Below are 24,905 nucleotides of genomic sequence, written 5' to 3' on the forward strand. Positions count from 1 at the left end.
GAAGCGCAGGCAAGATGACAAAGAAGAAACGCGTGAATACTTCCACTGTTTCACCGGCCAATAGAAACTTCCGCCAAAAGGAAGCTGAGGCCGCAAATAATGCTAGTAAAACACTCGTAAATAAAAAGCTTGCAAATGAAAGCGCTAAATCAACTAATACTGTTAGTGAAGTAAAAAATCAGATTGAATCTAAACGAAATCCTGCAATAGATGGCTTGCGCGCTTTAGCAATTATTGGAATTGTTTGCTTCCATATGCGCCCAAGCACACTTTCTGGAGGATTTTTAGGAGTAACGCTATTTTTAGTTTTAGCTGGATACTTTTGCACACATTCAATACTTCGCTATTTAGACTCTCAAAAAAGCGCTACGACTAGCAGCAGCACAAGCGCTAACACAAACGGAAATGCAAGTAGCAATGCAAACAGCATTGAGAAAAGTAAAACAAAAACTGGCGAATTTAAAAGATTAATCACTTGCTACTTTAATTACATTTGGCATCGTTTAAAGCGAATTTGGCCACCAACCCTTGGAATTATTGGAGTTAGTGCACCAATAATGTGGCTTTTTTCGCCGAGCCTACTTCCAAAATTACAGGCGGACGCTTTTTCTGGAGCTGGCTTCTTTAGCAACATAATGTACGTTGCGCGAAAACTATCTTATTTTGAGCAAACAGGATTGCCTTCCCCGATTAAACACTTATGGTATCTTGGCTTAATCATGCAAGCATTCGTTGTGTGGCCACTTATTCTTACGGCCCTCGTGAAGCTTGTTAAACGCGCAATTACTCGCATGTATATTACTGCAGGATTGGCGATACTTTCTACAATACTTACGTTTACTTTTGCCTACATGTTTGGCGATTACACTACTCCAGCTCGCGTCTATTATTCTCTTGACACAAGAGCATCGGAATTCTTGCTAGGCGCAATGCTGGCAATGTATGGAGCTTGGTTTACAAAACATTCATTACACGCTTGGATTATTCGCGTATTTTATTGGATTCGTGGCAATAAGCATGCAATAGTTAAGATTTCCACAATATTGCCGAAATCTGGTATTACTAGCTCTTCTTCAAACGAAACTTATGCTGAAAAGAACACAAGCAACAAGCAGATTGATGAAAATGCTGCAAAATCTTCTGCTGAAAATAGTATTCCAGAAGATTTGCGAGCTGGATTACAAATTGATTTGTCTGACAATGCTGAAATTTTGCAAGACGACTACAAGAATACAGATTTAGAAGATTCTTCTAAATCTGAAATACACGAACTTCCAGATAACGTATTTACCGCTCCAAAAACAGTGTTTTACAACCCTTTGCACGCGTGGCAAAGATCCTTAATAGGTATTGTTACAACAATAGTTCTGATTTTGTGCTTTGTTTATGCAGACGGCACATCCTCAGCGTTTACTTTTGGTGGATACACAATAACCGCTGCGGTCTGCGCGCTAATACTGTGGTCTTGCACTCAGACTGATAATATTTGCTCAAGAATTTTCGCATTTGCGCCGTTATCTTATCTTGGAAAGCGCGCATTTGCTATTTATTTAGTACACTTCCCAATTTTGGAATTGTGCAATCCTGCCACAAGAACAACAACTGTTTCTTGGGAAGAGCAGATTTTGCAAGCTGTAGTAATTGTTGCAGTAGCAGAATGTTTCTATCAACTATTTGAAAAACAAACAGAAAAATATCTGCAAAAATTAGTACATTTCGTAGCATTAGCAATAGTTTGCGTAATAACTATTTTCTTAATTGCTTTGCCGTTGAATTGGAATAGTATTGCTCAACAACGCGCAATACAAATTCGACCAGAACTAACTGTAAATGCTGCTAAAAGTGCTGAAGCAGAAAAAACAAAAACTAATAAAAAGGCAAACGCATCCGCTTCAAATAAGAAAACAAAAGGATTGCACAAGTCTGTAGTAAAACAAGCGCTTCCGCCAACACCATCAAAGCATCCTGTGCTTTTCCCAATTGCAGAAAAAGTTCCGCAAAATCTTTCCGCATCACACACTCGTATTGATAAAAAGCACAACACTTGCTCAGTAAACTTAACTATGGTAGGCGACTCTATTACCGAAGGCGCAAAACCATACTTGCTACAAGTAATGCCTAATGCCTATATTGACGGAAAAGTAAGCAGGCAGATTTTCCACGGAGCTGACGAATACGCTCAAGATATTTCGAACAAACATGCTGGGGATGTTGTTATTTACGCGTTAGGAACAAACGGCCCGCCTCACGACGACAGCGTTCTTCAGCACATGGTAGATGTTGCTAAGGGTAAGCCTGTTTATTTCGTTACAACTAGAGTTCCACAGCCATGGCAAGACGTTACCAACGACCGCCTTCGTAAGTTTGCTCAAACGCATCCTAATGTTGGCATTATTGACTGGAATGGTTTCAGCAAAGATCATTCTGAATATCTAACTGACGATGGCGTGCATTTAACCCCAGTTGGCGGTCCAAAATACGCAAAAATGATTCGACTCGCGCTATGCGGAGCCTGATTTATCAATAACGCGAATTTTGGCATAACTACAAGTATTTTGCGCACGATACAAGCAAATCCTATAACGAATCTCAATGAAAATAACGACTCGTGTAGGAAAAATAGCAGCGAAATATTACGATAGTATGTATGACTGAGTTGAGGATTCCTTTTAACACGCAACACACTGCTGATGATGCGTCTGCGTGGACGAACCCATTACGAGATCCTAGAGATTTACGTTTGGCTCGCATTGCCGGCCCGTGCAGTTTAGTAATTTTTGGTATTACTGGCGATTTAGCACGCAAAAAACTTATGCCAGCCGTATACGACTTGGCTAATCGAGGGCTTTTACCACCAGGATTTGGTTTAACTGGTTTTGCGAGAAGAGACTGGACTGATGAGCATTTCGTAAATTTTGTGCGCGAAAATATTGAGCAACACTGCCGCACACCATTTCGTGAGTCAACTTGGATTAATCTTGCAAAAGGAATACGCTTTGTGCGCGGCACTTTTGACGACGCGTCTGCGTTTGAACGTTTAAGCAAAACAGTAAATGAATTAGATAGAGATCGCGGCACGCGCGGAAACCACGCATTTTACATGTCTATTCCTCCTTCAAGCTTCCCTATTGTTGCTCAACAGTTGGCAGCGTCTGGACTTTCTCACTCTTCCGAGCACGCGTGGCGTCGCGTAATTATCGAAAAGCCTTTCGGACATGATTTAACGAGCGCTCGCGAATTAGACCGCGTTGTTTCAGAAGTTTTTGATCCTAATTCCGTATTTAGAATCGACCATTACTTAGGTAAGGAAACCGTGCAAAATTTGCTGGCTTTCCGTTTTGCCAACGCAATGTACGAGCCAATTTGGAACGCAAATTATGTTGATCACGTGCAAATTACGATGGCTGAAGACATTGGTATTGGCGGGCGTGCCGGTTATTACGATGGCATTGGTGCTGCGCGCGATGTTATTCAAAACCACTTGCTTCAACTTATGGCTCTTACTGCTATGGAAGAGCCTGTAAGTTTCCGCGCTAGCGATTTGACTGCTGAAAAAACGAAAGTTCTATCCGCAATCCGACTACCTCAAGACTTGGCTGCCAATACTGCTCGAGGACAGTACGCAGCAGGCTGGCAAGGATCTTACAAAGCAGTTGGTTACTTGGAAGAACAAGGAATCGACCCTAAAAGCACTACTGAAACGTATGCTGCTGTGCGACTAGACGTTGACACTCGCCGATGGGCTGGAGTGCCATTCTATTTGCGCACTGGCAAACGTTTAGGCAAACGCGTTACAGAAATTGCCGTGATTTTTAAGCGCGCTCCGCACTTGCCGTTTGAATCAACTGCTGTTCGAGAGCTTGGTAGCAATGCTATTGTGATTCGCGTGCAGCCAGATGAGGGCGTTACTATGCGTTTTGGAGCGAAAGTTCCTGGCGGAACTGCTATGGAAGTCCGCGACGTTTCTATGGACTTTAGTTACGGACGTTCATTTACTGAAAGTTCACCTGAAGCTTATGAGCGTCTGATTCTTGACGTTCTTCTTGGCGAGCCTCCACTGTTCCCAACTACTGAAGAAGTAGATTTGAGCTGGAAGATTCTCGATCCTATTGAGGAATTTTGGAGTTCACTTGGCACACAACCACAGCCGTATCGCGCTGGAACTTGGGGTCCTAAGGAAGCAGACGACATGCTTGCTCGTAATAATCGCCATTGGAGGCTGCCATGATTATCAACCTTCCTGATACTAATACCAGTAAAATTTCGCAAAAAATCGACGAATTGCACGAAGAGCGTGGAGAATCCGCAACTGGGCGCGTGCTTACTCTTTTAATAGACACAGATCTTCAAGAATTGGAACATGCTCTCGAAGCTGCTAATGCTGCGAGCCGCGAGCATCCTTGCCGCGTTATTGCTATGGTTCGCGACTGGTCTAGCGAACATGCTGCTGAGCGCGGAGAAATTGTGCCAAATCTTGACGCTCAAGTGCGTTTTGGCGCTGATGCTGGAGCTGGCGAGATTATTATTTTGTATCCGCATAACGGTTTGGTTCGCCACCCGGATACGCTTGTTATTCCGCTACTTGTGCCAGATGCGCCGATTGTTGCGTGGTGGCCGACGAACGCTCCGGAAGACCCTGCTCACGATTTGCTTGGAGCTATGGCAAGTAGCAGAATTACTGATGCTCAGCGCGCAGACGACACTCTTAAAACTGTTCAAAACTTGCGCAAAAACTGGTCTCCGCAAGACGCAGACTTATCTTGGACGCGTTTAACTCCTTGGCGCGCGTTACTTGCTTCTATGCTCGATCAGCCTCCGCATTTGCCAATTACTAGCGCAAAAGTTACTGGCCCTACGCACTATGTTTCTTTGCATTTACTGGCAGCTTGGCTTAAGAGCAGTTTGCGAGTGCCTGTAGAAATAGTTGAGAATCCTGAGGCTAAAGCTATTACTTCCGTAACTTTAGAGCGTGAGGATGGCACTTTGTCTCTTACTCGCCCTGCTGGCGGAGATCAGGCTTTAATTAGTCTTCCCTATCAGACCGCTCAACCAATTGCGCTTCCTATTCGCACCTTGGATGATTGCTTAAGTGAGGAATTGCGACGAATTGATCCGGACGAAATTTACGCACAGCTGGTTCGAGATAATCCTGCAGAAAACAATTAAGTCTATAAAAATACACAACGCGTGAAACAACCTGTGAAACAGCGTGTGAAACATTTTTAATGGCATAAAAGGAATGACATGACAGATAATGAAGTTACTTTTGCACACAACGCAAACATCTACGGCTACAATAATCCCGATGTACTTTCAGCCGTCGCAGCTCAACGCTTAGTAACGTTTATTATGGAGTCACAAAATAATGTGCAAAATCTAAACAAACCATTCCATTTACTTCTTACTGGCGGCACGGATTCAATTCGCATGTTCCAAATGCTTGCTAGCAACCCACTTTTGCCAGCGATTAATTGGAATTTAGTGCATATTTGGTGGGCAGATGAGCGTTTCGTAGCTTACGATAGCGAGGATCGCAACGCACGTAAAACTCGCGAAGCTTTGCTTAACTTACTTACTTCTAACAAAGCTTTGGCAGAATCTCATATTCACGAGATGCCTGCAGATGAGCGCAGCGCGGAGGAAATTGCAGCAGCCAGCGACTCTGAAAATGACGCTATTTTGGATGCGGCAGCGCACGACTATGAGGAAGAAATTATAGGATTACTTGGACCAGAACCGGTGTTTGATTTAGCAATTCTTGGCATGGGCCCGGACGCACATATGGCTTCGCTTTTCCCAGGATTGCCACAAGTTAATAATCGCGAGCGCATTGTTGTTGGAGTAAACCACTCCCCTAAACTTCCACCAATGAGATTGTCTCTTACAGTTCCCGTGCTATCTCACAGCCGTCGCACTTGGTTCTTGACTGCCGGAGCAGAAAAGGGAGCTGCTTTAATGAACGCACTTTCGGGAGCTAATAATCCTGAATATCCTGCGTCTTTTGCAAACGGAACTGACGAAATCTCTTGGCTAACCACCGCAGAAACACTGCAAGCTGCAATTCAATAATCTACATAATATTCAGCACAATAAAATACAGGCTTCTGCATAACAAATACAGAAGCCTGTTATCTATAAATATTATTTGATTTAATCTTGCTTTACTTCTGGGCGATTAGTCTCTGCCCACAAAGTGTGGAATACGCCCGGCTCGTCAATGCGGCCATAAGTGTGCGCACCGAAGAAATCGCGTTGAGCCTGAATAAGCGAAGCTGGCAAACGCTTGGAACGCAATCCATCGTAGTACGCAAGCAAGCTAGAGAATGCTGGAACAGGCACGCCATGCTCAACTGCACGCGCAATAACACGACGCCAAGCAGCTTGAGACTTTTCAATAGCATCCTTAAAGTACGGTGCAAAAAGCAAAGAAACGCTTGCTTCACCAGACTCAAAAGCCTCGGAAACGCGGTTCAAGAACTGAGCGCGAATAATGCATCCGCCTCGCCAAATGCGAGCAACAGCAGCCTGGTTAATCTTCCAATCATGCTCAATTGCAGCAGCAGCAATCTCGTCGAAGCCCTGAGCGTAAGAAACAATCTTAGAAGCGTACAGAGCTTGACGAATATCCTCAATAAACGCCTTACGCTCAGCATCATTCAAATCAAAATGCACATCCGGACCAGTCAAACCCTGGTTTTCAGCAGCTTCTCGCAAAGCAACCTGGCTTGAAAGTCCGCGAGCAAACACAGCTTCTGCAATACCCGTTACAGGGATTCCAAGCGAAAGCGCAGACTGCACAGTCCAAGTACCAGTGCCCTTCATGCCAGCATGGTCCACCATCATCTCAACCAAAGGCTTACCAGTCTTAGCGTCCTTCTGGCGAAGCACATCCGCAGTAATCTCAATCAAATAAGAATCAAGCTCACCCTTATTCCACTCGCTAAACACGTCTGCAATTTCGTCGGACTTCATGCCCAAGCCGCGAAACATTAAATCATAGCTTTCGGCAATAAGCTGCATATCCGAGTACTCGATGCCATTGTGAACCATCTTCACAAAATGACCAGCACCATCGGTACCAATATGCGTTACGCAAGGCTCACCTTCTGCAACAGCCGCAATAGACTTCAAAATAGGTCCAAGAGTCTTCCAAGATTCTTCAGTTCCACCAGGCATCATAGAAGGGCCGCGCAAAGCACCTTCCTCGCCGCCAGAAACACCGCAACCAACATAATGAAGACCGCGCGCGCGAATGCTGCGCTCTCTGCGAATTGTGTCTTCAAAATAAGAGTTTCCGCCGTCGACGATAATATCTCCAGGCTCCATAGCATTTGCGAGCTCTTCAATAACGGCATCCGTAGGAGCACCAGCTTTTACCATAATGATTGCTGTGCGCGGACGCTTGAGAGAAGCCACAAATTCTTCGACAGTTTTAGATGGAACGAAAGCACCCTCAGTGCCGTGCTCATTCATTAACGTTTCAGTTCGCGAATAATGACGATTATAAACTGCCACAGTATTTCCGTGATGCGCAAGATTTCGCGCTAAATTAGATCCCATTGCAGCCAAGCCAACAACGCCAATATTTGCCTGAGCTTGAGTCATTACGACACCTCTTATCTTGTTGTTATATTTTCGTTTCTGCGTTACTCCCCTTCAGGAAACACACTTTTTAATTTTATCGGCCTATATGCACAAGATTTTCGATGCAAAAAATGCAAGTTACACTAAGTAAATTTTGTGATATAAATTACATTTTTAATACAAACAAATCGTTCTCAAAATCTCCAAAAAAGTACGACACGCTTACAAACACGCGGATTTTGTAAATATAAACAATAACTATATGTAGTGTTTGAATAATCGACACACCACTACAAATAGTAATTATGAGTAGTATGCTGACTTTTGGCTTTTGTGCTAACACCGCGGAATTTAACGATTCCCCATCACCAGAGGAGATTGAAATGACAATTACAGTGTTTACAAAACCTCATTGCCCACAGTGTGATGCCACTAAACGACAGTTCACAAAACTTGGCGTGAACTTCGAAACTGTAGACTTATCAAAAAGCCCTGAAGCACTGGATCAATTGCGCAACGCTGGATACCGTCAAGCACCTGTAGTTATTGCGCCAGACACATCATGGAGCGGTTACCGCCCAGATTTAATCGCGCAAATTGCGGATAAACTCGGAACTTCCTCAGAAACAGCAAAAGAAGCATGATAAATGTGTGAACAAGAAAGAATCCAACAGCCAAGCGAGCCAGAATCTCGCGCACAAGGCGAATCAATCGGAGCTGTAGTCTACTTTTCATCAGTTTCCGAAAACACATTACGCTTCGTGCAAAATTGCGATTTTCCTAGCAACAATGTAAACGTGTATCGCATACCGCTTCGACCAAAAGACCCGGAATTAAATGTGCGCGAACCGTACGTGCTAATCGTACCAACTTACGGCGGCGGAAATATTGCAAAAGCAATACCAATGCAAGTACGCAAATTCCTAAACAATCGCGAAAATCGTTCGTTTATTCGCGGAGTAATTTCTTCCGGAAACACGAATTTTGGAGACGCTTATTGCGCTGCAGGCGGTCAGATTGCAGGAAAGTGCGCAATCCCAAATATGTATTCGTTTGAGTTGACAGGAACTCAAGAAGATATTGAAAAAGTAGCGCAGGGAATACCTAGATTTTTAAAGCAATTAAAAGAAGCAGAAGAAACTAAATAATCAAAATAAGTAAAAGAATCAAAAAAACAATCAGCGTTTGAAAAGCAAAAATAACGCATGAAGAAAGGAATCAATCAAATGAATAGCACGGATCCGATGAGCGAATCTACTTCGCTTAATCTTGATCACACTGACTCCAGCGAAACTGCAAACGCAGCTGCTAGCAGCACAGCAGAACGCATTCGCAACAGCCGCGACTACCACGTTCTTAACGCTATGCTCGGTCTTTTCGATCCAGAAAAAGGCATTCAGTTCGACAAGGACCAGGAAGCAGAAAAGCTTTACGTTTCGGGTTACGTGCAAGAACACAGCATGAAGTTTGCTTCAACTCGCGAGCGCTTGAACTATTTGATTGACAACTACTACTACAACGGCAATGTGTTCGGAAAGTACAGCGACGAGTTTCTAGATAAGTTCTACGAGCACGCAGAATCCGCTCACCACACTTTTGGCACTTTCTTGGGCGCTTTTAAGTTCTACACTTCTTACGCTTTAAAGACTTTTGACGGCAAGCAGTATTTGGAAAACTTCGCTCAGCGTGCAGCTGCAGTCGCTTTGGAACTTGCAGATGGTGATGAAAAGGCTGCACTCAACTATTTGGACGAGATGCTTGCAGGACGCTTCCAGCCAGCCACTCCAACGTTCTTGAATCTTGGTAAAGCCCAGCGAGGCGAGGCTGTGAGCTGCTTCCTCGTGCGTTTGGAAGATAACATGGAGTCTATTGCGCGCGGAATTAATTCTGCTTTGCAGCTTTCTAAGCGCGGCGGCGGCGTAGCTCTGCTTCTTACTAATTTGCGCGAGCTTGGCGCTCCTATTAAGCGCATTGAGAATCAGTCGAGTGGCGTTGTGCCTGTTATGAAGCTTTTGGAAGATTCATTCTCTTACGCTAATCAGCTTGGCGCTCGTCAGGGCGCTGGCGCTGTGTATATTAGCGCACATCACCCAGATATTATGCGTTTTTTGGACACTAAGCGTGAGAATGCAGACGAGAAGATTCGTATTAAGTCGCTTTCTTTGGGCGTTGTGATTCCGGATATTACTTTTGAGCTTGCTAAGCGTAAGGAAAAGATGGCTTTGTTTAGCCCTTACGATGTTGAGCGCGAATACGGAAAGCCTTTTGCAGACATTTCTGTTACAGAACATTACGATGAGATGGTTGCAAATCCTCGCATTCACAAGAAGTACATTGATGCTCGCGAATTCTTTATGACGATTGCGGAAATCCAGTTTGAATCTGGCTACCCTTACATTTTGTTTGAGGATACTGTGAATCGCACGAATCCTATTGAGGGCCGCATTACTATGAGTAACTTGTGCTCCGAGATTTTGCAAACTCAGGAAGCAAGCACTTACAATGCAGACTTGTCTTATAGCCACGTTGGTCGCGATATTTCTTGCAATCTTGGCTCTCTTAATATTGCTAAGGCGATGGATGGAAACTTGGGTGCAAGCGTTGAGCTTGCTGTGCGCGCGCTCACTTCTGTTTCGGAGCACACTTCAATTGATTCTGTGCCTTCGATTCGTCGCGGAAACGCGGAAGGTCATGCTATTGGCTTGGGTCAAATGAATTTGCACGGTTTCCTTGCTCGCGAGCACATGCAGTACGGAAGCGAGGAAGCTCTTGACTTTACAGACATGTACTTTATGACGGTTGCTTACCACGCTTATAAGGCTTCTCACGCTTTGGCTGTGGAGCGTGGCCGCGCTTTTGCAAGCTTTAAGACGAGCGCCTACGCTAAGCCTGCAGGCAAAGGCAACTACTTCGATAAGTACACTGACGGCAGCCGCTCTCTTGAGCCTAAAACTCAAGCGGTTCGCGATTTGTTTGCTCGTTTTAACGTTGCAATTCCAACCGTTTCGGACTGGGAGCAGTTGCGTGACGATATTTTGCGCGACGGCATTTACAACGAGTATTTGCAAGCTGTTCCTCCAACTGGCTCAATCTCGTACATCAACCATTCCACGAGTTCGATTCACCCTATTGCTTCTCGCATTGAGATTCGCAAAGAGGGCAAAGTTGGACGCGTCTACTACCCTGCCGCTTATATGACGAACGACAATATGCAGTACTTTAAGGATGCTTACGAAGTTGGTTGGAAGGCGATTATTGACACTTACGCGGAGGCAACTCAGCATGTGGATCAGGGATTGTCTCTTACTTTGTTCTTCCCAGACACTACTACTACTCGCGATTTGAACAAGGCTCAGATTTACGCGTGGCGTAAGGGCATTAAAACTCTTTACTACATTCGTATTCGCCAAAAAGCTTTGGAAGGTACGGAAATCGAGGGTTGCGTAAGCTGCACGCTGTAAGGAGTAGCGCTAAAAATCGCAGCGACGTAAATCTATCAGCGTAAATCTTTTGCAAATTAAATCAAAAACTTAAAAATTTTATAAACGTAAACACAAGATCAGGAGTAATTATGACAGAACTCGATCCAACAGCACTACGCAGTAGTCTCGATAAGCCTTTCGGCACGAATCGCGTAATCGCAGATGACTCTATGATGGCAGCTTCCATCACACCAGCTCAATACCGCTACCATCACGGCTCACGCGTGCGCCCAGTTAATTGGAATAATATTGTTGACGACAAGGATTTGGACGTTTGGAATCGTCTTATCGCTAACTTCTGGCTTCCAGAAAAAGTGCCACTGAGCAACGATATTCCTTCTTGGCGTTCCCTCACCGACCTTGAGCGCAAGACAACTACTCGCGTTTTTACAGGTTTGACTTTGCTTGATACCAGCCAGGCAACTATTGGTGAGCTTTGCCAGATTGAGCACGCTCGCACAGAGCACGAGCAGGCTATTTACACGAATATTGCTTTCATGCAGTCGATTCACGCTCGCTCCTACTCCTCTATTTTCTCCACTCTTTGCTCTAGCGAGGAGATTGACGAAGCTTACCGTTGGGCTGTTGGAAACGACGTTTTGCAGCAGCGCGTTACCACCGTGCTTTGCGAGTATGAGAGCGAAGACCCGCTTAAGCGCAAGATTGCAGCAACTATGCTTTCTTCATTGCTTCTTTACGCAGGCTTCTACCTTCCGCTTTACTTTGCTTCTCGCGGAAAGATGATGAACACTGCCGACATGATTCGTTTGATTTTGCGCGATAAGGCAATTCACGGCTATTATTCCGGCTACAAGTTCCAGCGCGGTTTGGAGCTTAGAAGCGAGAATGATAAGAAGAATCTTGAAAAGTTCACTATGAACTTGCTTGATACTTTGTACGATTTGGAAGTTGAGTATTCTGGTCAGATTTATGAAGGATTTGACTTCCACGATGACGTTTTTGACTTCGTGCGTTACAACGCTAACAAGGCTTTGATGAACCTTGGCTACCCTGCTAAGTACAGCGAAGAAGAGACTCACGTAAGCCCTGAGATTCTCGCAGCTCTTTCTCCTGCAGCCGACGAAAATCACGACTTCTTCTCCGGCTCTGGTTCCAGCTACATTATGGGCAAGTCGGTTGAAACTGACGACGATGATTGGGACTTCTAATCTCACAGTTTGCTAACTGACTGATTTACTAAATAACTGAATAACTAACTGATTGGTTAGCTAATTATCTTAATTAGCTAACCAATTTTAATTTAGTTAGGTTAATTATTGCAGCAAAATAGATCCTATATAAAAGCTAGAAGTCAAAAAATAACACAGGTCACTCAGCCTTTATGCTACACTATGTGAAAAGGAACCGGTCTTGTTGATTTGTTTATGCAAAAATCAGCAGTGCCGTCACTCCTACTCACGTTCAAACCAAGATTTTTGAACTGAACTGAGCAGGCACTAAAGTTGGAGTTCAAGTTTATAAAGATGACTAACATCCGTTAGACGCATCTAGAAGAAGAAAGAAGTCCATTTATGGGGAAAATGACTTATAAAAAATTACTTTGTGTTGTAGTGCTCTTCAGCTCGCTGGTTGGGCTAGCAGCCTGCGGTAACTCCAAAGCAAACAAACCAGTGCCAACAAAAATAAGCCGTCATTCTACTAAAAAACATTCAAAACCAGTCAAAAAAGCCTCAAAAAAGAAAATCGCCGAAGCTTTTGTAAAGGGACAAGAAGGTACTTTGGAAGCCCTAGGTGAAACTAAACGCGTTATTTGGGACGCTTATCCTGATCAGTTGGCTTACGTGAAAGATGCTTTCTATCACTGGACTCTTCAAGACGACTGGTTCCAGGTTGATACTGGCCATTATATGGTCGTTGACCGTTTGAACAGTTCAGGCATCTTATTAAAGAAACTCCAAAAAGGCATGCCAGTTAAATTAAACGGCAAAGATTACAAAGTGGCGGATTATAAAGACTTTGAGGGTGGCGGAAGCTCGGATAAGTTGCTAAAAGTATTCAAAGAGTACGTTGACCAATTCCCTAAGTCTGCTTACTTTATTCAAACTTGTCTCGATGCCAGAACTTATGGCGGACAACGTCTAGTAGTTCTTGACGTAGCAAAATAGTAAACGATTTAGCCGCAAAACTTAGATTATTTACCAAATTTTGTTGTCTTGAAAATATTACCTGTGCATCGACGAGGTTGATGAACAGGCAATATTTTTTAACTGATTACGCGACAATAGTTAGACCATATCGCGCGGCCGAAATCACGCGTTATCGTGGCAAAAATTGCAAAATTAGCAAAAACTGCCACGATAACTCGATATAAAATAGCAACGAAACAGCATTCTACATCACAGATTAACCGCCTACTTACATCTGCTGCGCAAAGACGCGTCCAAATACTCGGTCGAAATACGTCCAAATACTAGATTGAAAAGCGTCCAAATACTCGATTGAAATAGATCCAAGTACTCGATTAAAGCGCAAGAAAGCACAATAACTATTTCTCTACATGAAGTGGAACGTGTACATTAATAATCCACGAATCGCCATCTTCAATAACTTTAAAAGTTCCGCCAACTCGTTCCGCAAGCATCTTATGAAAACGCAGTCCATATCCTAATTGCAAGTTAGCAAGAATACCGCGTTGCGCACTATTTATACACGTAATATGACATTCATGGTCATTAAGCATTACATTCATAGCGTATTCTTTAGGCTTTGCAGCATGCTTTTTTACGTTCGCAAGTAGTTCTCTGCAAATATATTCAATTTGAGCACATTCTTCAAAAGGCAAATGGATTGACCGAGAATCTTCAGCAGTTAAATCACTACTCAAGTCAATGGAACCAATATAGCCAAGCTTTTCAAATGACTTTTGCTCACAGTCAAATAAAACACGTAAGCCTGTGCAAAAATCTTTATAACATGTAGTAGATTGCATAACATCGCTAGTGCTTGCAGTTGTAGCATTGTCAAGAAGAGAAATAATATTACGTGCTCTATGAACAGTTGTAGTAGCACGTTGAAGAATCTCTCGCGAATTTTCATGCTCTTGTTCATGAGTTGTTTGAGGTTCAATAGATTGTTGGGCCATCATCATAATGCTGGAAAGCTCATTAGTTACTTCATCGTGAATGCGAATTGCTGCAATAGTGGTATATTTTTGAAAAACGTTGTAACGCTGTGCAAATAACTGTTCCTGTTGCTGGTGAATAGTAGCAATATAGTATTTTACGATTGCGCTAGAAATAAGAGTGATAAGAAGCCACCACGCCAACACATAAGCGTTTTGAAAATCGCATATAATAAAGAACCATGAAGATACCCCGCAAGAAGAAAGCACAGTGTACCAAGGTTGAGTAATTACAGCAATTGCCAAACAAATCAATATAGTAAGCATCATAGATGAGTAGTTGATATTTGGCGCAATAATTACCAACGGCATCCAAATGAGCACAATAAAAGATGCCTTACGTGGCCATATTGCAATGCATAAGCAGATTACAATCCATACTATTTCAACCGTAATTGCATGCCAATTAGAGTAGTAATGAAGCTTATTATAGGAACAAATTTCAAGAATCAAAGTACAACTTATGATTGCACCAATTCCAATTTTCTGCCAAGCATCATGCGGCAAAAAATTGATCATACGCGTTAATAATTTCATAACTACCTACTTTTACACGTTAATTTCTTACACGTTATATGTCATGCGAGTATTTTGCGAGCGCAGCGAGCGCTTGCATACGACTTTTAACTTGAAGTTTTCCATAAATACGCCGTAAATGCGTGTTGACTGTTGAAACTTTCACATTAAGCTGATCTGCAATCTCTTTCGTAGAATACCCCTGTTTGCACAAGCGCATAATTTCCGATTCTTGAGGAGACAAAACTGAAGTCTTCGGAAGTTGAGAAATCATATTAAATGATTCTTGCGGAGTGTGAAAATAGTCAATATATTGTGGCAATTCTGGACACCCGTAGCTTGTTGCGCGCGATTGGATAGCTGCAACTACGTCTGATAAATTGTCTTTATGTATTAACGCTTGACCACCCGACTTAGCAACTTGCAATACGTATTCATCTAACATGTAGGAAGTAATGCCGATTAAAACAATATTGCTATTGCGCTCGCGAATTGCCTTAATTACATCAACGCCACTCATTTCTCTCATTGACATATCTACTAAAAGTACGTCAGGAGTATTTTCTGTAACGCAACGATGAATAGCTTGTTTTGCAGAAGAACACATCCATGCACAAACAAAGTTTTCAGGCAAACGACTTTTTAGAAGAAGTTGCATGTACCGCAATACAAGCGTGTCATTATCAACAATTGCGTAGGTAGTGTTCATACAATATATGGTATCTTGTTTTGGAATCCACTTATCAAGAGATGTGCGATTGTATTGTTTTTCTCAAATTATCAAGATTGTACACATTAAAGTGCCATACGCTAGCACTTTCCGTTGGCACACTCCATTCTTCGGTTTTGCCATTCGCAGTAAAACGAATTATTTGAGTTGTTGGCTTACTTATAACTTCAAAATTAGTGAGTTGATTCCACGCAATACGACGAAGATACTTATCGTCTAATTTAGCTAGATTACCCGAGCCTAAAATGACATTCGGATTAACAATAATAAACTCATTATTAGTGGCAGCAATAATACGCGCAACAACGCTTTGCGCTACATAGAATAATTTAGGTAACAAAAATAGTTTGATTAAATCTTTCCACCAAGGGTCGTACTTCATAGTAAGCACATACGTTTTGCCAACTGAAAGATTATGCGCTTTAAAGTACTTAACAATATCCTCTTCTCGTATACCGCGCAAAGGATTAGTCATAATAAGCACCTCCTCGTGATTCTTGTTTTGTAAATTACCAACATACTAACGTGCAGATTTTATCTACACAAATAGGCGTACCTATTTTTAACGATAGTGCTTTTAGAAAACTTTTTAAAAAACTTTTACTATTAGCAGTTTGCATATTCTCAACAATCAACATTTAAGAATATTTCCGTTTTGGAAATATTCTTAAATAGAGGCATACTTATGGAGTTATCATGGCAGTTTTTGCTGGATTTGCAATTTTTGCCACGATAACTCGTATAACATAACAACGAAACAGCACTATGTATCACAGATTAACCGCCTACTTACATCTGCTGCGCAAAGACGCGTCCAAATACTCGATTAAAACGCATCCTTAACATTTCTTGTTGACGCAACAAACAAGTAAATCTATCATGTTAGTGGGAGACACATTGCCCCCCCCCCCAATAAATAAGTTGGAGGTTTACGATGAAGAAAAATTTCACGTATTGCATCGACAGTAGTACTAGTAGTTTCCATGGCATTGGTTCCATGTGCTACTGCATATTGGGATTGCAAATAATCTGTATGTATGAATAACTTATCATAGGGGTATGCGATGTCTCGATTATTGCGTTCATTGTCATGCGCACTTGTTCTTCTGCTTGCATTATTTGCATCGCTGTTAGGTTTGACAAAAATGAACGACTCCTTGGGTGATTGTATTGCTATATATCCGCAGACGAGTCGCCTTTTTTCATTACGCGGTGTGACAGAAGACAAAGCTGATCAAATTTATGCATTACTCAAGAATACTGTTGCTCAACATAATGCTTTTGTGGTTCGTAATGATATGCGCTTGGCAGCGAGTGACGCCGGTGTAGATGGTTTTGAGCTTGGCATATTTGGCAATCCTCGAGGCAAAGAAGATTTGATTACTTTGTCATATCTCGGAACGCCGATTCTGACATCGCATGCCTTTACGCAATTATTGCACAGCGAAAGTAACAAAACGCTTGGACTTGATATGGCAAAAGCAGACATGCTTGCTGATCTGCCCACTATTTCCATTGAGGGTTCGCGTTTAGTTGTTCGTCAATTAGATGTCCTCGTCAACAATAGTAAAACAAAGCTTGGCGATTACAGGATTGTGGGACTTTCCAATCGAGACTACCATGCATTAGTTACTCAAGCTGCTCGCATCGCTGGTACAACCTACCAAGATTTTCAACGTGGAAAATCTGGAATAGCACGATCCAATAGTTTTAATCAACTTACTTTTGCTATTGTTTGCATTGTAACAGTGTTGCTTCTTGGGATTACGATAATTGCTGATGGGTATCTTTCGTATAGAACATTGGGAAGCTACCTATTGTTGGGTTGGTCACGTTCATCGTTTGCTTTGCGTCACCTTATACCGATGCTTGTTTCAGCGCTCGCCGTATATCCTCTTGTTTGTATCGTGATGAGTTTATTTACTCACGGATTTATATGGAATATTCAATTGTTAATGCAGGCACTGATTATAGCGTTGCCAGTTATTGCAGTTGTGTTGCTCCTCAGTGCATTAGTCATTTTGATGATTATTTCTGTAAAACCAGTAGATGCAATTCGTAATCGTATCACCAAACGCGGTATGCTTATTGCTCTTGCACTCGTTTATGCTATTGCATCAACATGCGTATTAGAAGGTGTGCATAGCATAGATGGGCCAATAGGCGAGTTGACGAAAAGTGTGGAAGTTGCTCGTATGTGGCATCCTGTATTAAACCAGAGAATTATGTATCACCACCTCGTAGGGCAAGATGGTGCTTCGGTATCTGGTCAATCGACGCAGTATGCCAAAGATGCTTTTGCATGGTATCGTTCTATTGAGGATAAGCCAGGAGTAAGGCTTATTTACACAAGCTTCTTTGATGCGGATATACTACAAGATTGGCGCAACGGTAGCGTATATAAGCATGTGCCTTCTAAGCCATTCTGGTCGTTTGTGGCATCGCCTAAGTACTTGCAAGATCAAGGATTTACTGTAGATAACGAGGTCAAAAACCTTGCTCGTCAGGGCGTGCGCATTTACTTCATTCCCGACACGTATAATCCTCAAGAGCAGACTTCGATGAAGCAGTGGCTTCAAGAGTCAGACAACTTAACGTCTACTGATGTTTCGACCAAGTTTACTGCGCATCCACAATTCGCATTCCGCACGTATCATCCTTCTCGCGAGTGGTTTAACTGGTCTACGGATATTCATCATAAAGTTATGGTAAAAGATCCTATTATTTTTTATGCGACGAGCGATAATTTGAATGCATCTGAAAGTGAATCATTACTTGCTGGCGGCCTTGACAATAGCTACATTAAATTGAATGATCAAGCAGCAGCTCGATATCTGAGCGACGCTTATACTGCACGGTATCATCTTGATGATAATCATCTTCAATTCTTACAAGTAGGAGAATGCATTGCAGGCTACCAAAAGACGATTATGCAGACGTTGCAATTGTTTGGTAGCGTAATTCTGCTTATTACCCTGCTTATGTTGATATTGCTTATAGCGATTATTGCTATGTTTGCAGCATGCTATCAAGAAAGTATTGCGGTGAAACGATTGCTTGGTTTTTCGCTATTACGCATATTCTCTATGCCATTCTTGCTTGTGGGAATCGTTCAAGGAGGGCTTTTTATTATTGCTTCGATTGAACGGACTCGTTCTGGCATGATATATGTGCTGATTTCGGCAATTATTGAACTCATATTATTAACGATACAAACATATTATTTGAGTAATAAACACATTACTTCTATGGTAAAGGAGTAGTTGATAATGCAAAACAATGGTATTGAACCTTTAATAAGTGTACGCAATCTTTATAAATCATATGGGAATCGACCGGTTTTACATAATCTTAGTTTTAGTGTGCAACAAGGAGAATCGTTAGCAATCATGGGGGCTTCCGGCTCTGGAAAATCCACTATTCTAAACATTCTCGGCATGCTTGAAACCTATGATAAAGGTGAAATAAAGATTGCTGGCAAAAAACTTCCAGCTATTAATTCTGTTGCTGCTACTAAGTTACGTCGTTATCATATTAGCTATTTATTTCAATCGTTTGCATTGCTCAATAATCGAACTGTATTTGATAATTTGTGGATTGCGATGGCATATAATAAAGAGTCAAAGTCTGTTAAACACCAAATGATTGATGCAGTTCTTGCTGAACTCAATATTGAGTATGCTAAAAATGACCGTATTGCTGTGCTTTCTGGTGGTGAACAGCAGCGAGTTGCGATTGCTCGTGCAATGATGAAACCTGGCTCGTTGATTTTGGCAGATGAGCCGACGGGTTCACTTGATAGAGATCTTGCTGATAAAGTGTTTGCGCAATTGCAATCGATGAATAAAGAATATAACAAGACATTGCTTGTAGTGACACATGATCCTTTGATTGCTCAGCGATGTGATCGTGTGTTACATATTGAGGCGCTAGCTCGGTAGTTGCATTGCTTCTCTTCCCCTTGTTAAATTTCGCGTTATCGTGGCAAAAATTGCAAAATTAACAAAATCTGCCACGATAACTGCGTGCGTCACGCATTTGCTGGTTCTATTGCAATACGTCCACCTAATGCTTGAACAACCTTCGCAATAGTTTGGAAGCTGGGATTGCCGTCTCGTCTTAAGCTTTTGTAAAGGCTTTCCCTTCCAACCTCGGCTTTTTGAGCAATTTCTTTCATTCCTCTAGCTTTTGCAATATCGCCTATAGCGGCTTGCAGTAAACAAGGATCATTTAGTTCTGCTGCTGCATCGAGATACGCAATAACATCATCATCGTTCTCAAGATACTCACTCGCATCCCATTTACTTATATTTACCATTTCTTCTCCTCAATTAACTGTGCAAGGAGTATCTTTGCTTGTTTAATATCTTTACTTTGACTACTTTTATCTCCACCAGCGAGTAACAGCATTAGTTTTGAGCCTTTTTGCGCAAAATACACACGATATCCTGGCCCAAAAGTAAAACGCAGCTCGCTAATGCCATTGCAAACTGGATGCAAATCACCTACTGGCTTGCCTGCAATTTCACATAATCTCAGCCTCGCGTTAATTCGAGCTTTAGATTGCGTATCGCGAAGTTTCTTCATCCAATTGCGATACTCATCTGTTTTAAGTATCTCCATAAAAATATTTTATCCTGTAGGATACAGTTTTGCAATAATAAGTAAACAGTCATATCAGTTATCGTGGCAAAAATTGCAAATTTAGCAAAAACTGCCACGATAACTCGGTTTTTGTGTTTTATAAGTCCTGTAACGCAATTCTTTTATCTTCTGCAGACTGCTTAGACGACTTATCGTCCTTCTTAAGAGAATGCGCATAGCGAATAAGACTTCTTGCAATAAAGAACACTAAAGCACATATAACAAGTGCGATAAGAATGTCAATTATCGGACCAAATAATGCATAGCTCATGATTCATCCTTTCTTTTTCTATATTCGTTTATGAGTGTTCGAGCTGTGTCAACATCGTATTTATCGTCAATAGCAAGACTCTTTACTAAAAGAACGAACGGGTCTTCTGGTTCATTGTCGCTTATTCGAATTTTTTCAATGAGCCTGTTAAGCCTGATTCTCATCGTTGGGTAAGAGACTTGATACATTTGCGACATTTCTTTTAACGATCCAGACGATAATACAAAGTTCTTTATAAACGACATGTCTTCGTCTGTGAGATTAGCCATCCATCTTGGAATGTGATCCATATCACCCCTTTCTTCAGCCTATAAACTTTAATTAAATTAAACTTTTATTAAAAATATTAAAGTCGCTGTATGGGTTTGTCAAGCATGAGCATGAGAGATATGACGCAAAGCGACATTTTTATGTCGCCAAAATTGCCGTCTTGTCGCCAAAATAATAAAGATATATATTTACGTAACATATGAGAACATGTAGTTATCGTGGCAGTTTTTGCTAGATTTGTGATTTTTGCTAATTTGCAATTTTTGCCACGATAACTCATGATTTGAGTGATGTTAGTTTAGCGGAATAACAACATTGACCAACCAAGTGTCATCATCTTTTTGCGCCTTTAAAGATCCGCCTAAGCGTTCCACAGATTTTTTGTGGAATAGTAGTCCTTTGCCAAAAACAAGCTTTTCGCCAAACTTGTTCAACGTCGAAATCGAATTCATGCACATTATTTTGCATTCACGCTCATCAACCGTAACATTCATAGAAAAATCAACGCTAGTACTGCAATGCTTACGAATATTAGTAAGCAGCTCGCTGCACATGCGAATAGCGCATTGAGCTTTTTCGCCATTAACGATTGCAGATACAGCAAAATCGTTACTTCCCGAACTTTCATCATTTACTGTTATAGAGCCATAATACCCAAGCTGCTCGCAAATTTTACGCTCAGATTGCAATCGTGCGCGAATATTGCATAGAAAATCAGCCAAAGTCATGCAATTATTGCCATTAGAACCATAAATAAACTGCGTGCTAGCAATATTTGAATCTAAAGAATCATCATACTTTTGTTCAGCTTGCTCAAGCAGGCTGATAACAAGTCTCGCTTTGGAAAGTGCATTACGCGAATGTTCAATAATCTGCTCTAACGATTCTTTTGTATGATCACTTTTCTCAGCATATAAAGCATCCGTTGCAAGCAACGTAATATCAGTAATCTCATTGTTCACATCGTCGTGCAATTGCAATGCAACAGACGCAATATAAGACTGGAATTCGCTGCGCACAATATCCATTTTTGCGCGACTGTTTTCCTCCAACATGGTCAAATACTTGCGCAAAGCGTAACCGCAAATCATGGAAATAAGAATAAAACAAGGGAAAGTAAGCGGAATGTACGCCATTTTTGCAAAGTACATAATATTCAGCGAAACTATGTATGCACAAAGCAAATACTTCCACGAATCGTAAAAGCCTGCAACAAACATGCTAGCAATCAATGAAAAAAGAAAGCAAGTTGCATTTACTCCTGGCATTGCTAGCGTTAAACAATACAAAATCGGAGTTACGAGTGATATTTGACGCGGAAAAGCAATCATAAGAAAAGTTGCAAACATCCAAACGTATTGGCACACAGATTGCTGCGGGTTATGCCACAAACCAGCTGTATTGCAAGATTGCACGTCCATTGATACTACAAGAATCGCCAATATTATGAATAAAGTTCGCTGAATTTTCCAGCTTTTAACCAACTCGATAACGCGCGAAAATGTGTTCATTAACATGCATTATCCGTTTCTTGCAAAAGATTTGGATGATTCTGCGGCGAATCATTAAAATATTGCATATTGCTATCTTGCTCACGATTTTGCATCGCAGCAAACGCGGATATTGCTTGCACTCGGTTAGAAACATGCAATTTTTTGTAAATTCTATGAATATGCGTGTTAATAGTGTTTGGCATAAGGCCAAGTTGAGCCGCAATCTGATTCGTTGTGTAACCTTTAGCAAGCAGATCCATGATTTTTAGTTCTTGAGGCGGCAAAACGCTGCGCGACCTTGATTTAGAAAGCCTAATAAAAGATTCTTGCGGTGTAGCAAAATCGTAAGCAACGTCTTTAACGCAACGGCAGCCATACACATTCTGCTTATCGCAATATTGCAAAGCTTCTGCTAGCCCTTTGAAATTGTCTTTAGCAACCATCGCTTGCCCGCCAACTTGCGAAACCATCGAAGCGTAGGATCTACAATCGTAAGAAGTCATACCAATTAAAATAATGCTGTTGTTTTTTTCGCGAATTGCGCGTATTACGTCTACTCCAGACATGTCTTTCATTGACATATCAATCAAAATATAATCTGGAGTAGTTTTTGTTACTTGGCAGTATTCCAAAGCTTGCACGCCTGATTTTACGCACCATTTGCACGCGTACTCGCTTGGCAAAAGCTTGCTGAGCACGTTTCGCATAACCGCTAAAACTAATGGGTCGTTATCTACTATTGCATACGTTTTTTGCATAATGGCTTTCTTGCAATCTTATGCTACTTTTCTTATATTCTACTTTATAAGCATGCGCAAAGTAGAGCAAATCGTGTAGTAATAAATGATTACAAGTAATGCATGTAAATCAAATGTGATTATAATAAGTAACAATATGTGACTTTTGGTTGCGTTGAAAATTCATTTTCAATAATGATTGCAGCAGGATTATATGACAAAACGACTAGTAGTATTGCACTCCGCAGAAGTAGCTGCGATGGCGTTTGCCTCAGCAGCTGCTTTTATGCGTAGCTTTGACCTTTTCGCTTTGTGGCTTGTTCTAGGACTTCTTTCTGTTGCAATGTATTCTTGTGCATATTTTTTCTTGCTCAACAGCGTTATTAAAGCAAAAAATGCGTATATAGAAAATAATATATCTAAGCTTAGCGGCGCGGGCGCTAACAGCATAAGTAGTGACGTTGAGAATACAGAGAACAACAAAGATTACATAATTACTCTTGAGCAAGAACGCAAAAAAGTCGAATCACAAAATAAGCAAATACTCAACAATTACTCAAATAATTTAATAAATATTATTTCATGCTTTATTTGTGGGCTTATTCACGTTCCTTGGATTTATTACTACGGAATTGCAAATGGCGTTTTAACATTGGTGATTTTGTGGCGAGTAATAAAGCGCCCACAAGGTCACCCTATTGATGAAAGCGATTTCTAAGGAATTAATGCTTATGTTGCTTTTCTATTGCAACGTTAAATCCTTTTGCAGCTTTGTGAAAATCTTCCATGCGATCTCCATAACCGTCTGCAATAATAGCATCATCTTTTACAACAAAAGAGCCATTTTCTAGCACAATATATTTTGTAAAGAATTCTTCTAATTGCTTAGCTAATTCATCAATTTCATCTTGCGAAAGCTCTTCGCTACTATTTTCCGCAAGTTTATCTTCCTGCTCTTTAGTTTGATTGACAGTATTTTCACTATCCATATTTGTGCTATTCATGTTTGTATCTCCTTATATTTGTAATATATTCGCAACTTATATTCGCAACTTATTTGTGCGTTGCTTTAAGTCTAATTACAAACATTTTCCGCGCAATCTTGAGTACTGAGTTTTGAGTACATCATATTGCTGCAAAAAATTGCAATATTTATACTAGAAATACAAAATACGTATGAACGAGAAGCAATGTACGCGAATTAGCTACAATGCTCACAAACAAAACAGCAAATTGGAAGGGAAACAACTCATGAGCAAGTACTATATAAAACTTATTAAAGAAACGCTTATTTGGATTCTTAAGTGGGCAATATTTACAGCATTCGAATTCTTTATTTTGTACGTTGCGATTATTTCTTGGAATCATGATTTTGTACAGTTCATGCACGAATACAGTAATGCTATTATTCCATTTATAGCAACTACCGGAGCAAGCACAGCAACGATGACTCGAAACGAAGGCACTATTTTTGAAGTCAAAGAGTAAGATAGCTATGGTACTAAAACGCAATATTGCAAACAATAAGCAATTTATGATATAATTTCGTTACGCCGTGACTGCGCCATATTGCAGGTTTGAGGTTAATCTTCAACACGGCGTCTATTTTTATTATTTCAATTTTCAATAATGCGGCTACCATTAGGCACGGCGACTACTCCGAATCCTTCCGCCTTACCTTGACTATTTCTACGAACGTTATTTCTTATCATATTATAAAAAGTTGAATCTCTTTTAGAGCATTTTCTATAAACTGCTCCTGCAACTAAATCTGCAAACTGTACACCTACGCTGTGATGCGAAGCTGCTATAAATAATCCTTCAATTAAATTGTTATAATCAGCTCGATGTGAGTCATGATTATTAAGCAGATCAAAATGGAAATCATCAAGTTGCTTATTTTGCTTACTATTACGAGCATCAATAACTATCATTCCGTAAATTAGATTATGTAAATATTTATGAGCTATTGTATTTAATATAAATACGAGTATACTTTCGTCTTCTACTGGTATAGTGTAGAAATTGTATTGATA

General features: G+C 41.2%; 24 protein-coding genes and 1 pseudogene. 13 read left to right on the forward strand and 12 right to left on the reverse strand.

Annotated elements, in window-relative coordinates; translation table 11 throughout:
* Positions 1-14 precede the first annotated feature (14 nt).
* The 4 genes from HXT52_RS05310 to pgl all read left to right on the forward strand — a co-directional run bounded on the left by HXT52_RS05310 (position 15) and on the right by pgl (position 6,069).
* The gene (locus tag HXT52_RS05310; RefSeq protein ID WP_421775866.1) at positions 15-2,516 is read left to right on the forward strand and encodes an acyltransferase family protein; all 2,502 of its coding nucleotides are present in this window, start codon (positions 15-17) and stop codon (positions 2,514-2,516) included.
* A gap of 131 nt (positions 2,517-2,647) precedes the next feature.
* Positions 2,648-4,228 (forward strand): glucose-6-phosphate dehydrogenase, encoded by a 1,581-nt coding sequence (zwf, locus tag HXT52_RS05315; RefSeq protein ID WP_004135828.1) that lies wholly within the window; start codon positions 2,648-2,650, stop codon positions 4,226-4,228.
* Entirely contained in the window at positions 4,225-5,166 is a 942-nt protein-coding gene (locus HXT52_RS05320) for a glucose-6-phosphate dehydrogenase assembly protein OpcA (RefSeq protein ID WP_102695020.1), read from the forward strand. The genes zwf and HXT52_RS05320 overlap by 4 nt, the downstream gene beginning before the upstream one ends.
* Before the next feature lie 78 nt (positions 5,167-5,244).
* Positions 5,245-6,069, forward strand: a complete 825-nt coding sequence (pgl, locus tag HXT52_RS05325) for a 6-phosphogluconolactonase (RefSeq protein ID WP_421775867.1) — start codon at positions 5,245-5,247, stop codon at positions 6,067-6,069.
* Positions 6,070-6,150: 81 nt separating this feature from the next.
* Here pgl and gndA read toward each other — a convergent pair whose 3' ends face one another.
* Entirely contained in the window at positions 6,151-7,605 is a 1,455-nt protein-coding gene (gene gndA, locus HXT52_RS05330; protein ID WP_421775868.1) for an NADP-dependent phosphogluconate dehydrogenase, read from the reverse strand.
* 362 nt (positions 7,606-7,967) lie between these two features.
* On the opposite strand from gndA, the gene nrdH reads away from it, so the two are divergent.
* The 5 genes from nrdH to HXT52_RS05355 all read left to right on the forward strand — a co-directional run bounded on the left by nrdH (position 7,968) and on the right by HXT52_RS05355 (position 13,192).
* On the forward strand, positions 7,968-8,228 hold the full coding sequence (gene nrdH / locus HXT52_RS05335; protein ID WP_004129649.1) for a glutaredoxin-like protein NrdH: 261 nt from the start codon (positions 7,968-7,970) through the stop codon (positions 8,226-8,228).
* 3 nt (positions 8,229-8,231) lie between these two features.
* Positions 8,232-8,732, forward strand: coding sequence for a class Ib ribonucleoside-diphosphate reductase assembly flavoprotein NrdI (nrdI, locus tag HXT52_RS05340; protein WP_004135836.1), 501 nt, complete (start codon positions 8,232-8,234; stop codon positions 8,730-8,732).
* Positions 8,733-8,810: 78 nt separating this feature from the next.
* Positions 8,811-11,045: a class 1b ribonucleoside-diphosphate reductase subunit alpha gene (gene nrdE, locus HXT52_RS05345; RefSeq protein WP_119521425.1), complete on the forward strand. Its 2,235-nt coding sequence runs from the start codon at positions 8,811-8,813 to the stop codon at positions 11,043-11,045.
* Between the two features lie 110 nt (positions 11,046-11,155).
* Positions 11,156-12,235 (forward strand): class 1b ribonucleoside-diphosphate reductase subunit beta, encoded by a 1,080-nt coding sequence (gene nrdF / locus HXT52_RS05350; protein ID WP_004129655.1) that lies wholly within the window; start codon positions 11,156-11,158, stop codon positions 12,233-12,235.
* Positions 12,236-12,598: 363 nt separating this feature from the next.
* Complete coding sequence (locus HXT52_RS05355) at positions 12,599-13,192, forward strand: hypothetical protein (RefSeq protein WP_415704013.1); 594 nt, start codon at positions 12,599-12,601, stop codon at positions 13,190-13,192.
* A gap of 380 nt (positions 13,193-13,572) precedes the next feature.
* Here HXT52_RS05355 and HXT52_RS05360 read toward each other — a convergent pair whose 3' ends face one another.
* From HXT52_RS05360 to HXT52_RS05370, 3 genes are read right to left on the reverse strand one after another with little or no spacing between them, the layout of a single operon-like run.
* Complete coding sequence (locus tag HXT52_RS05360) at positions 13,573-14,745, reverse strand: exodeoxyribonuclease V (RefSeq protein WP_421775869.1); 1,173 nt, start codon at positions 14,743-14,745, stop codon at positions 13,573-13,575.
* 34 nt (positions 14,746-14,779) lie between these two features.
* Complete coding sequence (locus HXT52_RS05365) at positions 14,780-15,433, reverse strand: response regulator transcription factor (RefSeq protein ID WP_308582999.1); 654 nt, start codon at positions 15,431-15,433, stop codon at positions 14,780-14,782.
* A 34-nt stretch (positions 15,434-15,467) separates the two neighbouring features.
* Positions 15,468-15,929 carry a hypothetical protein gene (locus HXT52_RS05370; protein WP_004129675.1) on the reverse strand — a complete coding sequence of 154 codons (462 nt, stop codon included), beginning with the start codon at positions 15,927-15,929 and terminating at the stop codon, positions 15,468-15,470.
* A 589-nt stretch (positions 15,930-16,518) separates the two neighbouring features.
* On the opposite strand from HXT52_RS05370, the gene HXT52_RS05375 reads away from it, so the two are divergent.
* Positions 16,519-18,717 carry a hypothetical protein gene (locus HXT52_RS05375; protein WP_415704011.1) on the forward strand — a complete coding sequence of 733 codons (2,199 nt, stop codon included), beginning with the start codon at positions 16,519-16,521 and terminating at the stop codon, positions 18,715-18,717.
* A 6-nt stretch (positions 18,718-18,723) separates the two neighbouring features.
* Positions 18,724-19,395 carry an ABC transporter ATP-binding protein gene (locus tag HXT52_RS05380; RefSeq protein WP_421775870.1) on the forward strand — a complete coding sequence of 224 codons (672 nt, stop codon included), beginning with the start codon at positions 18,724-18,726 and terminating at the stop codon, positions 19,393-19,395.
* 89 nt (positions 19,396-19,484) lie between these two features.
* Here the strand turns inward: HXT52_RS05380 and HXT52_RS05385 are convergent, their stop codons facing one another.
* The 6 genes from HXT52_RS05385 to HXT52_RS05410 all read right to left on the reverse strand — a co-directional run bounded on the left by HXT52_RS05385 (position 19,485) and on the right by HXT52_RS05410 (position 22,890).
* A complete protein-coding gene (locus HXT52_RS05385) occupies positions 19,485-19,772 on the reverse strand; it encodes an addiction module antidote protein (protein ID WP_421775871.1) in 288 nt (95 codons plus the stop codon).
* Entirely contained in the window at positions 19,766-20,077 is a 312-nt protein-coding gene (locus HXT52_RS05390; protein WP_004129677.1) for a type II toxin-antitoxin system RelE/ParE family toxin, read from the reverse strand. Before HXT52_RS05390 ends, HXT52_RS05385 begins: the two co-directional genes overlap by 7 nt.
* 118 nt (positions 20,078-20,195) lie before the next feature.
* On the reverse strand, positions 20,196-20,369 hold the full coding sequence (locus tag HXT52_RS05395; protein WP_004129684.1) for a hypothetical protein: 174 nt from the start codon (positions 20,367-20,369) through the stop codon (positions 20,196-20,198).
* Positions 20,366-20,659: a DUF2089 family protein gene (locus HXT52_RS05400; RefSeq protein ID WP_004134118.1), complete on the reverse strand. Its 294-nt coding sequence runs from the start codon at positions 20,657-20,659 to the stop codon at positions 20,366-20,368. Before HXT52_RS05400 ends, HXT52_RS05395 begins: the two co-directional genes overlap by 4 nt.
* Positions 20,660-20,932: 273 nt before the next feature.
* Positions 20,933-22,156 (reverse strand): histidine kinase, encoded by a 1,224-nt coding sequence (locus HXT52_RS05405; RefSeq protein WP_102695034.1) that lies wholly within the window; start codon positions 22,154-22,156, stop codon positions 20,933-20,935.
* Positions 22,150-22,890 (reverse strand): LuxR C-terminal-related transcriptional regulator, encoded by a 741-nt coding sequence (locus HXT52_RS05410; RefSeq protein WP_421775872.1) that lies wholly within the window; start codon positions 22,888-22,890, stop codon positions 22,150-22,152. The genes HXT52_RS05405 and HXT52_RS05410 overlap by 7 nt, the downstream gene beginning before the upstream one ends.
* A 193-nt stretch (positions 22,891-23,083) precedes the next feature.
* Between HXT52_RS05410 and HXT52_RS05415 the strand changes: the two genes are divergently transcribed.
* Positions 23,084-23,587 (forward strand): hypothetical protein, encoded by a 504-nt coding sequence (locus HXT52_RS05415; RefSeq protein WP_032841559.1) that lies wholly within the window; start codon positions 23,084-23,086, stop codon positions 23,585-23,587.
* Positions 23,588-23,591: 4 nt separating this feature from the next.
* Here the strand turns inward: HXT52_RS05415 and HXT52_RS05420 are convergent, their stop codons facing one another.
* Positions 23,592-23,858 carry a hypothetical protein gene (locus tag HXT52_RS05420; RefSeq protein WP_375169579.1) on the reverse strand — a complete coding sequence of 89 codons (267 nt, stop codon included), beginning with the start codon at positions 23,856-23,858 and terminating at the stop codon, positions 23,592-23,594.
* A 262-nt stretch (positions 23,859-24,120) separates the two neighbouring features.
* Between HXT52_RS05420 and HXT52_RS05425 the strand changes: the two genes are divergently transcribed.
* Complete coding sequence (locus tag HXT52_RS05425) at positions 24,121-24,357, forward strand: hypothetical protein (RefSeq protein WP_004135860.1); 237 nt, start codon at positions 24,121-24,123, stop codon at positions 24,355-24,357.
* A gap of 128 nt (positions 24,358-24,485) precedes the next feature.
* Here the strand turns inward: HXT52_RS05425 and HXT52_RS05430 are convergent.
* Positions 24,486-24,812, reverse strand: a pseudogene (locus HXT52_RS05430) (DUF3800 domain-containing protein); the annotation flags it as partial.
* Positions 24,813-24,905 lie beyond the last annotated feature (93 nt).

The sequence above is a fragment of the Gardnerella sp. KA00288 genome, from assembly GCF_049244085.1.
Taxonomy (GTDB): domain Bacteria; phylum Actinomycetota; class Actinomycetes; order Actinomycetales; family Bifidobacteriaceae; genus Bifidobacterium; species Bifidobacterium greenwoodii.

Coding starts and splice junctions, on each gene's coding strand:
- HXT52_RS05310 (WP_421775866.1), top strand. CDS start 15: ATGACAAAGAAGAAACGCGTGAATACTTCCACTGTTTCACCGGCCAAT.
- zwf (WP_004135828.1), top strand. CDS start 2,648: ATGACTGAGTTGAGGATTCCTTTTAACACGCAACACACTGCTGATGAT.
- HXT52_RS05320 (WP_102695020.1), top strand. CDS start 4,225: ATGATTATCAACCTTCCTGATACTAATACCAGTAAAATTTCGCAAAAA.
- pgl (WP_421775867.1), top strand. CDS start 5,245: ATGACAGATAATGAAGTTACTTTTGCACACAACGCAAACATCTACGGC.
- gndA (WP_421775868.1), bottom strand. CDS start 7,605: ATGACTCAAGCTCAGGCAAATATTGGCGTTGTTGGCTTGGCTGCAATG.
- nrdH (WP_004129649.1), top strand. CDS start 7,968: ATGACAATTACAGTGTTTACAAAACCTCATTGCCCACAGTGTGATGCC.
- nrdI (WP_004135836.1), top strand. CDS start 8,232: ATGTGTGAACAAGAAAGAATCCAACAGCCAAGCGAGCCAGAATCTCGC.
- nrdE (WP_119521425.1), top strand. CDS start 8,811: ATGAATAGCACGGATCCGATGAGCGAATCTACTTCGCTTAATCTTGAT.
- nrdF (WP_004129655.1), top strand. CDS start 11,156: ATGACAGAACTCGATCCAACAGCACTACGCAGTAGTCTCGATAAGCCT.
- HXT52_RS05355 (WP_415704013.1), top strand. CDS start 12,599: ATGGGGAAAATGACTTATAAAAAATTACTTTGTGTTGTAGTGCTCTTC.
- HXT52_RS05360 (WP_421775869.1), bottom strand. CDS start 14,745: ATGAAATTATTAACGCGTATGATCAATTTTTTGCCGCATGATGCTTGG.
- HXT52_RS05365 (WP_308582999.1), bottom strand. CDS start 15,433: ATGAACACTACCTACGCAATTGTTGATAATGACACGCTTGTATTGCGG.
- HXT52_RS05370 (WP_004129675.1), bottom strand. CDS start 15,929: ATGACTAATCCTTTGCGCGGTATACGAGAAGAGGATATTGTTAAGTAC.
- HXT52_RS05375 (WP_415704011.1), top strand. CDS start 16,519: ATGTCTCGATTATTGCGTTCATTGTCATGCGCACTTGTTCTTCTGCTT.
- HXT52_RS05380 (WP_421775870.1), top strand. CDS start 18,724: ATGCAAAACAATGGTATTGAACCTTTAATAAGTGTACGCAATCTTTAT.
- HXT52_RS05385 (WP_421775871.1), bottom strand. CDS start 19,772: ATGGTAAATATAAGTAAATGGGATGCGAGTGAGTATCTTGAGAACGAT.
- HXT52_RS05390 (WP_004129677.1), bottom strand. CDS start 20,077: ATGGAGATACTTAAAACAGATGAGTATCGCAATTGGATGAAGAAACTT.
- HXT52_RS05395 (WP_004129684.1), bottom strand. CDS start 20,369: ATGAGCTATGCATTATTTGGTCCGATAATTGACATTCTTATCGCACTT.
- HXT52_RS05400 (WP_004134118.1), bottom strand. CDS start 20,659: ATGGATCACATTCCAAGATGGATGGCTAATCTCACAGACGAAGACATG.
- HXT52_RS05405 (WP_102695034.1), bottom strand. CDS start 22,156: ATGTTAATGAACACATTTTCGCGCGTTATCGAGTTGGTTAAAAGCTGG.
- HXT52_RS05410 (WP_421775872.1), bottom strand. CDS start 22,890: ATGCAAAAAACGTATGCAATAGTAGATAACGACCCATTAGTTTTAGCG.
- HXT52_RS05415 (WP_032841559.1), top strand. CDS start 23,084: ATGACAAAACGACTAGTAGTATTGCACTCCGCAGAAGTAGCTGCGATG.
- HXT52_RS05420 (WP_375169579.1), bottom strand. CDS start 23,858: ATGGATAGTGAAAATACTGTCAATCAAACTAAAGAGCAGGAAGATAAA.
- HXT52_RS05425 (WP_004135860.1), top strand. CDS start 24,121: ATGAGCAAGTACTATATAAAACTTATTAAAGAAACGCTTATTTGGATT.